Below are 13,418 nucleotides of genomic sequence, written 5' to 3'. Positions count from 1 at the left end.
TATGACAAGGCACTGTGCCATCAGTATTTTTGACGGGTGTTTTTCTGACGCCTCTGCTTCAATGGCAACCATTGATCCTTCCCAAGGATGAGAACTCCCATGGAAATCTCCGGTAACACAGCTTTTTATGCGGGTTTGAGCACCATTCAGACCGGGCAGAACCGCGTCGATCAGGCGGCCAGCCAGACTGCCAACAACACCATCGAGCGTTCGGTCACCAGCCAGTCCTCCGAGGCGCAGGTCGATCGTCTGCGCGGTATCGACCGCAGCCAGCAAATGGATCCGGGCAGCGCCATGGCCGAGATGGCCCAAGGCAAGTTCCAGGTGGAGCTGGGCACCAAAGTCGCCAAGGCGTCCGATGAAATGCTCGGTACGATCATCGATACGTTTGCCTGATTTTTCTCGCCTGCTGTCTGCCGAACGCCGCGCCTTGTCGCGGCGTTTTTCGTTGTAAGTCCTTCTCCCTCAACTAATCTTTTTGTATGGCCCGTGGCGCTTCGCAGACCATGGCGGTTTGCTGTGTCCGGCGTTTGAAAGCTGTGATGACGAACGGCAAAAGATCGACGCTTGACAAGATTTCGGCGTAAACGTATGTTTCAAACAACTGTTTGACCGTCACAACAACTCAACACGGTCGTTCATTCCCGGTTACATCAGCAGAGGTTTATCGCTATGCCTGACTACAAGGCCCCCTTGCGTGATATTCGCTTCGTTCGTGACGAACTGCTCGGCTACGAAGCGCACTATCAGAGCCTTCCGGCTTGCGCAGACGCAACGCCGGACATGGTTGACGCCATTCTCGAAGAAGGCGCCAAGTTTTGTGAGCAGGTATTGGCACCGCTGAACCGCGTGGGCGACCTCGAAGGCTGCACCTGGAGCGAGTCCGGCGTGAAAACCCCGACTGGCTTCAAAGAGGCGTACAAGCAATTCGTCGAAGGCGGCTGGCCAAGCCTGGCGCACGATGTCGAGCACGGCGGTCAAGGCCTGCCGGAGTCGCTGGGTCTGGCGGTCAGCGAAATGGTTGGCGAAGCCAACTGGTCGTGGGGCATGTACCCAGGCCTGTCGCACGGCGCGATGAACACCATCTCCGAGCACGGCACCCCTGAGCAGCAAGAAGCCTATCTGACCAAGCTGGTTTCCGGCGAATGGACCGGCACCATGTGCCTGACCGAACCGCACTGCGGCACCGACCTGGGCATGCTGCGCACCAAGGCCGAACCTCAGGCTGATGGCTCCTACAAAGTTTCTGGCACCAAGATATTCATCTCGGCCGGCGAACACGACATGGCCGACAACATCGTCCACATCGTACTGGCCCGACTGCCGGATGCTCCGGCTGGCACCAAAGGCATTTCCTTGTTCATCGTTCCAAAGTTCCTGCCGAACGCCGATGGCACCATCGGTGCGCGCAACGCAGTGAGCTGCGGTTCGCTGGAACACAAGATGGGCATCCACGGCAACGCCACTTGCGTGATGAACTTCGACGGCGCCACCGGTTTTCTGATCGGCCCGGCGAACAAAGGCCTGAACTGCATGTTCACCTTCATGAACACCGCACGTCTGGGTACCGCCCTGCAGGGTCTGGCCCACGCCGAAATCGGCTTCCAGGGTGGCCTGAAATACGCTCGCGACCGTCTGCAAATGCGCTCCCTGACTGGCCCGAAGGCGCCGGACAAAGCCGCTGACCCGATCATCGTGCACCCTGACGTACGCCGCATGCTGTTGACCATGAAGGCATTCGCCGAAGGCAACCGTGCGATGGTGTACTTCACCGCCAAACAGGTCGACATCGTCAAATACGGCGTCGATGAAGAAGAGAAGAAGAAAGCCGATGCACTGCTGGCGTTCATGACGCCGATCGCCAAAGCGTTCATGACCGAAGTCGGTTTCGAATCCGCCAACCACGGCGTGCAGATCTACGGCGGCCACGGCTTCATCGCCGAGTGGGGCATGGAGCAGAACGTTCGCGACAGCCGCATTTCGATGCTGTACGAAGGCACCACCGGTATCCAGGCTCTCGACCTGCTGGGCCGTAAAGTACTGATGACCCAAGGCGAGGCTCTGAAAGGCTTCACCAAGATCGTCCACAAGTTCTGCCAGAACAACGAAGGTAACGAAGCCGTCAAAGAGTTCGTTGCACCGCTGGCTGCGTTGAACAAAGAGTGGGGCGAGCTGACCATGAAGGTCGGTATGGCAGCCATGAAAGATCGCGAAGAAGTCGGCGCGGCCTCCGTGGACTACCTGATGTACTCCGGTTACGCCTGCCTGGCCTACTTCTGGGCTGACATGGCACGTCTGGCCGCCGAGAAGCTGGCCGAGGGCACCGGCGATGCAGCGTTCTACACCGCCAAGCTGCAAACCGCGCGCTTCTACTTCCAGCGCATCCTGCCACGTACCCGTACCCACGTGGCCACCATGCTGTCGGGCGCCAACAACCTGATGGACATGAAAGAAGAAGACTTCGCGCTGGGTTACTAAGCCTTAACGCGGTCTGACGAAACCGCTGCGCCTTCGGGGGCAGCGGTTTTTTTGTTTGTGAATCGCTCAGAAACCCGGCTTTTCTGCCGTTAAAGAGACTGCATGTGATCTGGATCACATTGTGTGTGCTTAACTGGCCACATTGCAGGCACAATGCCATCTCTTTGATGTGACGGGTCGGAGCTTTACCCTTGCTGCGTTCTTCCGCTGTACGTTTCAGTCATTTTCTACCATCACTGCTGTTGTTGCTTGCGGGGTTGGCGGCTGCGTACGTCAAAGACCTCAACGTGTTCTTCACTTCGCTGTTCAACGTGTTGCCGACCCTGGTGCTGCTGTTGGGCGGTGCTTACTGTGCGGTTTACCGACGTCAGCGCGAACTGTTTCTGATGCTCACGGTGTACATCGCCTACTTTTTGCTCGACACCCAGACTGACTATTACCGCGACAATGGCAAAGTGCGCGAAGACGCTGCTGTGGTGTTCCACCTGGTCTGTCTGCTGCTGCCGTTGTTGTTCGGCTTGTTTGCCGCGTGGCAGGAGCGTACCCATCTGTTTCAGGACATGGTCGCGCGGTTCGCCGTACTGCTCGCTTTCGGCAGCGTCGCCCTCGGTCTTGAGCAAAGTTATCCTCAAGCGCTGTTGATGTGGCTCTCGGAGATCCGCTGGCCAGCGCTGCACGGTGCCTGGATGAGCCTGATCCAGATGTCTTACCCGGTGTTCCTCTCGGCTTTCCTGTTGCTGGCTTGGCAATACTGGCGCAGCCCACGACCGCTGCATGCGGCGCAATTGGTCGGCCTGCTCGGCTTATTCTGGATGCTGCCGAAAACCTTCATTTTGCCGTTCACCCTGAACATCATGTGCAGCCAAGTGATGCTGATGATTGCTGCAGCAGTGGCGCACGAGGCCTACCAAATGGCCTTCCGTGATGAGCTCACAGGGCTGCCAGGGCGTCGCGCGCTCAATGAGCGCATGCAGCGCCTGGGCCGCAACTATGTGCTGGCGATGAGCGACGTCGATCACTTCAAGAAATTCAACGACACCCACGGTCACGACGTGGGTGACCAGGTGCTGCGACTGGTCGCCAGCAAACTGTCGAAAATCAGCGGTGGCGGTAGGGCGTATCGCTATGGCGGTGAGGAATTCGCTCTGGTGTTTGCAGGCAAAACCCTTGAGGAGTGCATGCCGCACCTGGAAGTCATTCGTGAGTCGATTGCCTCTTACAACATCCAGTTGCGCAATCAGGAGAACCGTCCGCAGGACGACCAGCAAGGTCGCCAGCGCCGAGGCGGCTCCGGTGCCTCCAGTGTGTCGGTCACGGTCAGTATCGGCGTTGCCGAGCGCGTGGAGCAGCGCACCCCGGAAGAAGTCCTGAAGTCTGCCGACCAGGCGTTGTACAGCGCCAAAGGGGCGGGTCGTAACTGCGTCATGGCGTTCGGGCAGAGCCGGCGCGGGGCGGTGCGCATGGATAGCGTCGCCGGCTGAATCGAGTCCCGCCCGTTTTGATAAAGAGCCCGCTGATGCGGGCTTCTTTTTGTTCAAGAATACTGATGACTAAAAATAACAAATCAGTCACTGCCTGACCCTATGTGTCGCAAAAGTTGTTGGGGTACACTCGGCCTCAAAGAAAACCATCCTTCCACGAATTACCTGTTTAGATCTTGCGAGGTTTGCCATGGCTGACTACAAAGCGCCGCTGCGCGATATGCGCTTCGTCCTCAATGAAGTATTCGAGGTCGCCAAACTCTGGGCCGAACTGCCGGCCTTGGCCGAGACCGTCGACGCCGAAACCGTAGAAGCCATTCTCGAAGAGGCCGGCAAGGTCACCAGCAAAAGCATCGCACCGCTGAGCCGGGCTGCCGACGAAGAAGGCTGCCACTGGAAGGACGGTGCTGTCACCACGCCGGCCGGTTTCCCACAGGCTTATCAGACTTACGCTGAAGGCGGCTGGGTCGGTGTCGGTGGCGATCCGGCTTATGGCGGCATGGGCATGCCCAAAGCCGTTTCGGCTCAGGTCGAAGAGATGGTCAACTCCGCCAGCCTGTCGTTCGGTCTGTATCCGATGCTGACTGCCGGCGCTTGCCTGTCGATCAATGCCCACGCCAGCGAAGAGCTGAAAGCGGCGTACCTGCCGAACATGTACGCCGGCATCTGGGCCGGTTCCATGTGCCTGACCGAGCCGCACGCCGGCACCGACCTGGGCATCATCCGTACCAAGGCCGAGCCTCAGGCCGACGGCTCCTACAAGGTCAGCGGGACCAAGATCTTCATCACTGGCGGTGAACACGACCTGACCGAAAACATCATTCACCTGGTGCTGGCGAAACTGCCGGACGCCCCGGCTGGCCCGAAAGGCATTTCGCTATTCCTGGTGCCAAAGTTCATGGTCAATGCCGATGGCAGCCTGGGCGCGCGCAACCCGGCGAACTGCGGTTCGATCGAGCACAAGATGGGCATTCAGGCGTCCGCGACCTGCGTGATGAACTTCGACGAAGCCGTGGGTTATCTGGTCGGCGAGCCGAACAAGGGCCTGGCGGCGATGTTCACCATGATGAACTACGAGCGTCTGGGTGTCGGCATTCAAGGCCTGGCCAGCGGCGAGCGTTCCTACCAGAACGCCGTCGAATACGCCCGCGATCGTCTGCAGAGCCGTTCGCCGACCGGCGCGCAAAACAAGGACAAAGTCGCAGACCCGATCATCGTCCACCCGGACGTGCGTCGCATGCTGCTGACCATGAAAGCCTCCAACGAAGGTGGCCGCGCATTCTCCACCTACGTGGCGATGCAGCTCGACACCGCCAAGTTCAGCGAAGACGCCACCACCCGCAAGCGTGCGGAAGACCTGGTGGCGCTGTTGACGCCAGTGGCCAAGGCATTTCTAACCGACCTGGGGCTGGAAACCACCGTCCACGGCCAGCAGATCTTCGGCGGTCACGGCTACATCCGCGAGTGGGGCCAGGAGCAACTGGTGCGTGACGTGCGCATCACCCAGATCTACGAAGGTACCAACGGCATTCAGGCACTGGACCTGGTCGGGCGCAAGATCGTTGGCAGCGGTGGCGCGTTCTACCAGCTGTTTGCTGACGAGATCCGTCACTTCACCGCGACTGCCAGCGCTGACCTGGGCGAGTTCACCAAGCCACTGAACGATGCCGTTGGCACCCTCGACGAGTTGACTGCCTGGCTGCTGGATCGGGCGAAAACCAATCCGAACGAAATCGGCGCGGCTTCGGTCGAGTATTTGCAAGCGTTTGGTTACACCGCCTACGCCTACATGTGGGCATTGATGGCGAAAGCCGCGCTGGGCAAAGAAGCGCAGGACGATTTCTACGCCAGCAAGCTGGGCACCGCGCGTTTCTATTTCGCCCGTCTGTTGCCGCGCATCCACTCGCTGAGCGCGTCGGTGAGGGCTGGCAGTGAATCGCTGTTTCTGCTGAACGCCGAACAGTTCTGATGAAGTAACGTCATGTAAGCATTCTCTTACATGACGTGCTGCTGTTCTCCCATAGGCGTAGATTGGATCCACAGCTAATCTACAACTCATGGACGTCGCGCAGGAAGCGCAAAGCAACAACACGGACACGTAGGATTCTGCCAGGGTGGCGGAGTGAAATGGATGTCAGGGAAACAGTCTGCAAAGCCCCGCTTCGGCGGGGTTTTCTTTTGCCTGAAGAAAAGTTTCAGCTCAAGGGATCCAGCGCCGGCGCACCTTTGAGCGGTTGTTCCTCACGCTGCATCACCTCTTCCAGCAAGGTGCGCAGCAACGCCAAGGACGCCTGCTGGCGCTGCACGTCGCGGCACACCAGGCCGACTGTCAGCGGCACCCGCGGTTCGCTCAGCGGTTTCCACAACAGATCCTGATCGTCGTATTCCTTCTTTGATCGCCCGGGCAGCACCGTCGCCAGCTTGGTGTGCGGCAGGCTGTCGAGAATCCCCAGCATATTGTTCAGTTCGGCCTGCACTTGCGGGCGTCGTCCCAGGCTTGTCAGCTGAGCCTGCCAGATCTGGCGAATCTGAAATTCTTCGCCCAGCAGTAACATCGGCAGCTCGGCCGCCTGACTGATGGAGACCTTCTTGAATTCCCGCAACGGATGATCCGCCGGGATCACCAGCGTCAACTCATCTTCGTACAACATCACGCCATGCAGCCCGGGCTGTCGCGGTGGCAGGTAGCTGATGCCGATGTCCAGCGAACCATTGAGCAGACGGCGCTCGATCTCCAGTCCGCTGAGCTCGTAGATCTGCACCACCAGGTGTGGCTGTGCCTTGCGCACCCGCTCCAGCATTTGCGGCACGAGACTGGTGTGTACGGTTTGCAGCACGCCAATCGCCAGGGTACGCAACGCCTGGCCCTTGAAGTTACCCAGCGCCTCACGCGCCCGTTGCAGACCATCGAGCAGCGGCAGGGCGTGGTTGTACAGGGTGTGAGCGGCGAGGGTCGGCAGCAGGCGTTTGCTGCTGCGTTCGAACAGGGTGACGTCGAGGTTCTGTTCAAGATGGCGAATCTGTTGCGACAGCGCCGGTTGCGAGATCGACAGGCGCTCGGCAGCCCGGCCGACATGCCCTTCTTCGTAGACCGCGACGAAATAACGCAGTTGTTTGAAATCCATAAGTAATTCTTATCGAAAATGCTGATAAATCGAAATGGCCCGAAGTCCTCGGTGAGCCTAGTCTAACCGCAATCACAAGGCTTACAGGGCCAGAAAGCGCGATGAATAGCGTTTGCTTCGACAGTGTTTGCATAGGCAGTTCAAAAAACCTCAGACGAGGTTTTTGTCAATGAATCTGTTCAGTTTGCTGCGCCAGGCGCCGAGTCTTGATGACCTCGCGTTCGAGGCCGACCCAGCCGATGCAGGCGCAAGCCTGAATGCCGAGCGGCTGATGCCCAGCGTCGAACGCCCGCAACAGGTGTTCGTTCGCGGCCAGGGCTCCTGGCTGTGGGACAGTAACGATCGCGCTTATCTCGACTTCGCCCAGGCCGGCGGCGCCAACAGCCTCGGTCACAGCCCTTCGGCGCTGGTCAAAGCGATTGCCGGTCAGGCTCAGGCGCTGATCAATCCCGGTTTCAATCTGCACAATCGCGGCATGCTCAGCCTCGCCGAGCGCCTGTGTGCCAGCACCTCCAGCGATCAGGCCTACTTGCTCAACAGCGGTAGCGAAGCCTGTGAAGCGGCGATCAAACTGGCGCGCAAATGGGGCCAGCGGCATCGTGGCGGCGCGTCGCGGATCATCGTTGCCAGACACGGCTGCCACGGCCGTAGTCTGGCGACGATTTCGGCGTCGGACAGTTGCAACCTGCACAACCGTTTCGCACCGTTGTTGCCGGGTTTCGATCGGGTGCCGTTCAATGACTTGTCGGCGCTGCATGCGGCTATTGATGCGCAAACCGTGGCGATCATGCTCGAACCGATCCAGAGTGATGCCGGGGTGATTCCGGCCACCGAACATTACCTCAAAGGCGTCGAGCGGCTGTGCCGCGAGCTGGGCATTCTGCTGATCCTCGATGAGGTTCAGACCGGCATCGGTCGCTGTGGCACTTTGCTCGCCGAACAGTCCTACGGCGTACGCGCCGATATCGTCGTGCTCGGCAAGGGCCTTGGTGGCGGCGTGCCGCTGGCGGCATTGCTGGCCCGGGGCAAGGCCTGCTGCTTCGATGCGGGTGAACTGGGCGGCACTCATCACGGCAACGCACTGATGACCGCGGCCGGTCTGGTGGTGCTCGACAGCGTGCAGGACCGGGCGTTTCTGCAGCAAGTCAACGACCACGGCCAGTACCTGCGCGAGGGCCTCGCGAGACTGGCGCACCGTTACGGTCATGGCGAGTTGCGCGGGCAAGGGCTGTTCTGGGGGCTGACGCTGTCAGAGGATTCTGCCGATGCCGTGGTCAATGCCGCCTTGCATGAGGGCTTGTTGCTCAACGCACCGCAAGCCGGCTGCCTGCGTTTCACCCCGGCACTCACTGTCAGCAAGGCCAACATCGACGAAATGCTCCTGCGCCTGACCCGAGCCTTCTCGCGGGTACGCACCGCGCAACTGCAATGCCGCAAAGGGATTGCCGTCTGAGCTGAACTTTCCTACCCGATTTCAAGAACCGTCTCGCGGTATAACGCACGCCTCACGCCTGATTCTTTTGGCGTGAGGCGTTTTTTTGTGCCCGAGTTTTACCGAGTGCTTCTTGGCGCTTGAGGTATTGCCGGGCGGGTGGTCTTTTATGAGCAGATCCAAGGATTGCTGGCAATGAAGGAGTTTGTGGAGATAGCCCATGAGTAAGAAATACAAAAGTGAAGTTTTTCAATCGGTGCATGAGTCGGCCAAGGCTCTGCTCGCTGTCGGAGCCATCAACAAGGCCACGATGCGTGAGTTTGATGAGTCCTGCCTGGCGACGGTTCCTGATGCGATCCCTGCGGAACAGATCAAGGCTCTGCGCGAGCGCAATAACGTCAGTCAGCCGGTATTCGCGCGCTACTTGAACACCAGTGCATCGACAATCAAGCAATGGGAGTCGGGAGACAAGCACCCCAGTGGAATGGCGCTGAAACTGCTGAGTATTGTGCAGACGCACGGCTGCAAATTCTCGCTTGAGCCATCAATTTGATACCGACCTGGTGATTGGCACTGAACCCTGACGAACCGCACGGGTCGATTAGCGTGTATGGCTCAAGTGAGCCAACCCCCAATCAGGAGCTGACCCATGGACTTCATTCGTATCATCATCGCCATTCTGTTGCCGCCACTGGGTGTGTTTCTGCAGGTCGGGTTTGGCGGGGCGTTCTGGCTGAACATTCTGCTCACGCTGTGTGGCTACATTCCTGGGATCGTGCATGCGGTGTACATCATCGCCAAGCGCTGAGTGCTGCGACGCCAGCTAGATAGCCTTCGCGAGCAAGCTCGCTCCCACATTTGATCGTGCTATCAACACAAAAAACTGTGGGAGCGAGTTTGCTCGCGAAGGGGGCGACTCGGTTTTTCAGTCCGCCAATCCCATTACCCGCCGATAAAACGTCCACTCCTGCTCCAGCGCATGCGCCTGATTCACCGCCCGGCGAAAGCCATGGCGCTCGTCAGCGTAGTAATACGCCTCGACCGTAATGCCATTGCGCTCCAGCGCGATGACCATGTCGCGGGTCTGTTGCGGCACGACGACGGCGTCCAGTTCGCCCTGAAAGAAAATTACCGGCACACGAATGTTGCTCGCGTGCAGCAAGGGCGTGCGGGCGGCGTAGCGCTCGGCGTCCTGCCCGGGATCGCCGATCAGCCAGTCGAGGTAATCGCCCTCGAACTTGTGCGTTGCCCGGGCCAGTGCCACCGGGTCGCTGACGCCGTACAAACTGGCACCCGCGCGGAACACCTGTTGAAACGCCAAAGCGCATAACGTGGTGTAACCCCCGGCGCTGCCGCCGCGGATGAAGGCGCGCTCGCCGTCGATCAGGCCTTGGTCGGCCAGGTACGCCACCACCGCGCAGGCGTCCTCGACATCCACCTCGCCCCAGCTCAGGTGCAACGCTTGGCGATACGCGCGGCCATAACCGCTGCTGCCCCGGTAGTTGAGATCGGCGACGGCGAAACCGCGTTGCGTCCAGTACTGGATGCGCGGGTCGAGCATCGGGTAGCAGGCCGACGTCGGGCCACCATGAATGAACACCACCAGCGGTGGTCTGGCTTCGTCATTCATTGCCGGGTAGAAGAAACCGTGGGCCTCACCCGAGCCGCTCGGATAACGCAGGGTTTGCGGACGGCTGATGCGTTCGGCGGGCAGTGGCGCCACGCCGCCGGCCAGCACGTTGACTTCATGACTGGCGCGATCAATGGCGATTACCGCCGAAGGGCTGATCGGCGAGGCGGCGATGCAGTAGATGAATTGCTGATCCAGCGCCAGATGCCGGAAGCGGCTGTAGTCGCCAGTGAAGTCTTCGTTGCCGAGCGTCAGGCGGCCAAAACCGCCTTCGCTCCAGCTCGCCAAAAACCAATCCTCGACAGGGAGCCAGGTGCAGCCGCCCAGTTGCCACGGCGCCGGCGCATGATCTGCCTGGGTCGCTGGCAATGGCCGCAAGCCGTCGGAGGTTTCAGCCCAAGGCTGCCAGAACCCAGCGCGATCGGTCAGGCAGTACAGGCGATTTTCTGCATTGAATCGCGGTTGCTGGATGGACTCTTCACACTCGGCGCCAGCCACGCATCGCGGGGAGCTGAATGCACCGTCGGTCAGGCGTTCAGCCACCATCAACCGCGTTGAGGTCCACGGCTGATGCGGCCGGCTCCACTCGATCCACGCCAAACGTCGGCCATCCGGGCTGAGGATTGGCGCGGCATAAAAATCCGCACCTTCAGCCAGCAAATGCCGGGTGCTGTCAGCCAGATCAAACGCTACAAGCCGATGTTGATCTTGCTGCTCCTCAACCGCCAGCACCTGGCCGAAAGCGAAATGCAGATCGCCATAACGACACTCGCCTGACGTCAGCGCCTCAGGCGCGCCATCCAGCGTCTGCCGATACAGCTGCTGGTCTGCCTCATTGACGAAAACCACGCCGTCCGGCGTCAGACAAAACGCACCACCGCCATATTCGTACACCCGACTGCGGACACTGAAGCCATTGGGCGTCAGACATTTCGCCACGCCATCGCGCCACTGCCAGATCCGGCACGCGGCATCTTCCGGGCGATATTCATTCCAGAACAAACCGTTGGCACCGAGCTGCAGCTCGGCGAAATCCATACCGGCGGCGACGGCTTGGGTGGCGCTGAAAGGCTCAGCCCTTGGCGATGAGGCGTGAGTTTCGTTCATTACGGAAAGCCAGTTGTTCGATGGTCTGGGTGGCGTGCTCGGCTTCTTCGCGGGCCTTGAGGATCACGCCGTGATGTTCGGATTTGCTGCACACCGGGTCGGCATTGCTCGCGTCACCCGTGAGCATGAACGCCTGACAGCGGCAGCCGCCGAAATCCTGTTCCTTTTCGTCGCAGGAGCGGCACGGCTCGGGCATCCAGTCGTAACCGCGAAAACGGTTGAAGCCGAACGAGTCGTACCAGATGTGCTGCATGCTGTGATCGCGCACGTTGGGAAATTGTACCGGCAGCTGTCGGGCACCATGGCAGGGCAGGGCGGTGCCGTCCGGCGTCACCGTCAGAAACAGGCTGCCCCAGCCGTTCATGCAGGCTTTCGGGCGTTCTTCGTAGTAGTCCGGGGTCACGAATATCAGCTTGCACGGATGCCCTTCGGCCTCCAGTTTGGCGCGGTATTCGTTGGTGATGCGCTCGGCGCGCACCAGTTGTTCCTTGGTCGGCAACAGGCCGACGCGGTTGAGCTGCGCCCAGCCATAGAACTGGCAAGTGGCGAGTTCGACGAAGTCGGCCTCCAGCGCAATGCACAGCTCGATGATGCGGTCGATCTTGTCGATGTTGTGCCGATGGGTGACGAAGTTCAGCACCATCGGATAACCGTGAGCCTTCACCGCCCGGGCCATTTCCAGCTTCTGCGCGAAGGCCTTTTTCGAGCCGGCGAGCAGGTTGTTCACTTGCTCGTCGCTGGCCTGGAAACTGATCTGGATGTGATCGAGACCGGCCTTCTTGAAGTCGCTGATCTTCTGCTCGGTCAGGCCGATGCCGGAGGTGATCAGGTTGGTGTAGAAACCCAGCTGCCGCGCTTCACGAATCAGTTCGGCAAGGTCCTGGCGCACCAATGGCTCGCCACCGGAAAAGCCCAGTTGCGCGGCGCCCATCTCCCGCGCCTCGCGAAATACCTTGATCCACTGCTCGGTGCTCAGCTCTTTGCCTTGCTCGGCGAAATCCAGCGGATTGGAGCAGTACGGGCATTGCAGCGGGCAGCGGTAGGTCAGTTCGGCGAGCAGCCACAGCGGCAGACCGACTTCAGGCTTGGGCGGCAGATCAGTCAAGGGTGATCCAGTGCTGCGCACGGGCAACCTCCATGAATTGCTCGATGTCGTCACCGAGTTCAGGCACGCCGGGGAACTGCTCATCGAGTTTGGCAATGATCGCTGCGACATCGCGTTCACCGTCGATCAAACCACCGATCAGCGCGGCGCTGTCGTTGAGTTTGATCATGCCTTCGGGGTAGAGCAGCACGTGGCCTTTTTGCGCCGGTTCGTACTGGAAACGGTATCCGGGACGCCAGGTCGGGGTCTTGCTGCGATCGAAACTCATAGGGTGATTCCTTTGTGCCAGACCCGTTGCTCGGTGACGCTGTGATACGGCGGGCGGTTCAGTTCGTAAGCCATGCTCATGGCATCGAGCATGCTCCAAAGAATGTCCAGTTTGAACTGGAGAATTTCCAGCATGCGCTCCTGACCCTCACGGGTCTTGTAGTGCTCGAGCGTGATCGCCAGACCATGCTCGACATCCCGCCGCGCCTGGCCGAGGCGGGTGCGGAAATATTCGTAGCCGGCCGGGTCGATCCACGGGTAATGCTGCGGCCAGCTGTCGAGGCGTGACTGGTGGATCTGCGGCGCGAACAGTTCGGTCAGCGAACTGCTGGCGGCTTCCTGCCAACTGGCGCGGCGGGCGAAGTTGACGTAGGCATCGACAGCGAAACGCACGCCGGGCAGCACCAGTTCCTGAGAGCGCAGTTGATCCGGGTCGAGGCCGACCGCTTGACCGAGGCGCAGCCAGGCTTCGATACCGCCGTCTTCACCGGGGGCGCCGTCGTGATCGAGCAGGCGTTGAATCCACTCGCGGCGAATCTCGCGATCCGGGCAATTGGCGAGGATGGCCGCGTCTTTCAGGGGGATGTTCACCTGATAATAGAAGCGGTTGGCGACCCAGCCCTGAATCTGTTCGCGGGTGGCGCGGCCTTCATACATCGCCACGTGATACGGGTGGTAGATGTGGTAGTAAGCGCCCTTGGCGCGCAGAGCCGCTTCGAATTCGGTGGGGGACATTGGCGTGTCAGTCATGTCTGTTCTCCGGGGAACAACCCTAGAAATATCTGGTGTCTGT

The 13,418-nt window shown here is 60.0% G+C and carries 12 protein-coding genes; 7 read left to right on the top strand and 5 right to left on the bottom strand.

All coding sequences use genetic code 11. The features are described from left to right. The first annotated feature begins 99 nt into the window (after window positions 1–99). The 4 genes from NN484_RS04180 (at window position 100) to NN484_RS04165 (ending at window position 5,928) form a co-directional block, all read left to right on the top strand. Entirely contained in the window at window positions 100–396 is a 297-nt protein-coding gene (locus NN484_RS04180; protein ID WP_274658623.1) for a pyrroloquinoline quinone biosynthesis protein PqqE, read from the top strand. Between the two features lie 276 nt (window positions 397–672). After that, complete coding sequence (locus tag NN484_RS04175; protein WP_127647803.1) at window positions 673–2,478, top strand: phenylacyl-CoA dehydrogenase; 1,806 nt, start codon at window positions 673–675, stop codon at window positions 2,476–2,478. Window positions 2,479–2,669: 191 nt separating this feature from the next. Beyond that, window positions 2,670–3,959 carry a GGDEF domain-containing protein gene (locus NN484_RS04170; RefSeq protein WP_274658622.1) on the top strand — a complete coding sequence of 430 codons (1,290 nt, stop codon included), beginning with the start codon at window positions 2,670–2,672 and terminating at the stop codon, window positions 3,957–3,959. A 190-nt stretch (window positions 3,960–4,149) separates the two neighbouring features. Further along, window positions 4,150–5,928, top strand: a complete 1,779-nt coding sequence (locus tag NN484_RS04165) for an acyl-CoA dehydrogenase C-terminal domain-containing protein (RefSeq protein ID WP_127647801.1) — start codon at window positions 4,150–4,152, stop codon at window positions 5,926–5,928. 226 nt (window positions 5,929–6,154) lie between these two features. Here the strand turns inward: NN484_RS04165 and NN484_RS04160 are convergent, their stop codons facing one another. Beyond that, window positions 6,155–7,084 carry a LysR family transcriptional regulator gene (locus NN484_RS04160; RefSeq protein ID WP_274658621.1) on the bottom strand — a complete coding sequence of 310 codons (930 nt, stop codon included), beginning with the start codon at window positions 7,082–7,084 and terminating at the stop codon, window positions 6,155–6,157. Between the two features lie 169 nt (window positions 7,085–7,253). Here NN484_RS04160 and NN484_RS04155 point away from each other — a divergent pair, with 169 nt between their 5' ends. From NN484_RS04155 to NN484_RS04145, 3 genes are all read left to right on the top strand, one after another. After that, window positions 7,254–8,537, top strand: coding sequence for an aspartate aminotransferase family protein (locus tag NN484_RS04155; RefSeq protein WP_274658620.1), 1,284 nt, complete (start codon window positions 7,254–7,256; stop codon window positions 8,535–8,537). Between the two features lie 199 nt (window positions 8,538–8,736). Then, on the top strand, window positions 8,737–9,069 hold the full coding sequence (locus NN484_RS04150) for a helix-turn-helix domain-containing protein (protein ID WP_274658619.1): 333 nt from the start codon (window positions 8,737–8,739) through the stop codon (window positions 9,067–9,069). Between the two features lie 96 nt (window positions 9,070–9,165). After that, the gene (locus NN484_RS04145) at window positions 9,166–9,324 is read left to right on the top strand and encodes a YqaE/Pmp3 family membrane protein (RefSeq protein ID WP_003228885.1); all 159 of its coding nucleotides are present in this window, start codon (window positions 9,166–9,168) and stop codon (window positions 9,322–9,324) included. A 117-nt stretch (window positions 9,325–9,441) separates the two neighbouring features. Here the strand turns inward: NN484_RS04145 and NN484_RS04140 are convergent, their stop codons facing one another. Genes NN484_RS04140 through pqqC form a run of 4 tightly spaced genes read right to left on the bottom strand, consistent with a single transcriptional unit; the run spans window position 9,442 to window position 13,375 of the window. Beyond that, window positions 9,442–11,253, bottom strand: a complete 1,812-nt coding sequence (locus NN484_RS04140; RefSeq protein ID WP_274658618.1) for an alpha/beta hydrolase family protein — start codon at window positions 11,251–11,253, stop codon at window positions 9,442–9,444. Further along, window positions 11,219–12,358: a pyrroloquinoline quinone biosynthesis protein PqqE gene (gene pqqE / locus NN484_RS04135; RefSeq protein WP_169844049.1), complete on the bottom strand. Its 1,140-nt coding sequence runs from the start codon at window positions 12,356–12,358 to the stop codon at window positions 11,219–11,221. The genes NN484_RS04140 and pqqE overlap by 35 nt, the downstream gene beginning before the upstream one ends. After that, window positions 12,351–12,626 (bottom strand): pyrroloquinoline quinone biosynthesis peptide chaperone PqqD, encoded by a 276-nt coding sequence (gene pqqD / locus NN484_RS04130; RefSeq protein WP_025108597.1) that lies wholly within the window; start codon window positions 12,624–12,626, stop codon window positions 12,351–12,353. Before pqqD ends, pqqE begins: the two co-directional genes overlap by 8 nt. Then, the gene (pqqC, locus tag NN484_RS04125) at window positions 12,623–13,375 is read right to left on the bottom strand and encodes a pyrroloquinoline-quinone synthase PqqC (RefSeq protein WP_008085171.1); all 753 of its coding nucleotides are present in this window, start codon (window positions 13,373–13,375) and stop codon (window positions 12,623–12,625) included. Before pqqC ends, pqqD begins: the two co-directional genes overlap by 4 nt. Window positions 13,376–13,418: the final 43 nt, after the last annotated feature.

This window comes from Pseudomonas serboccidentalis, from assembly GCF_028830055.1.
Classification (GTDB): Bacteria; Pseudomonadota; Gammaproteobacteria; order Pseudomonadales; family Pseudomonadaceae; genus Aquipseudomonas; species Aquipseudomonas serboccidentalis.
This window is presented reverse-complemented; position numbering and strand designations above follow the sequence as displayed.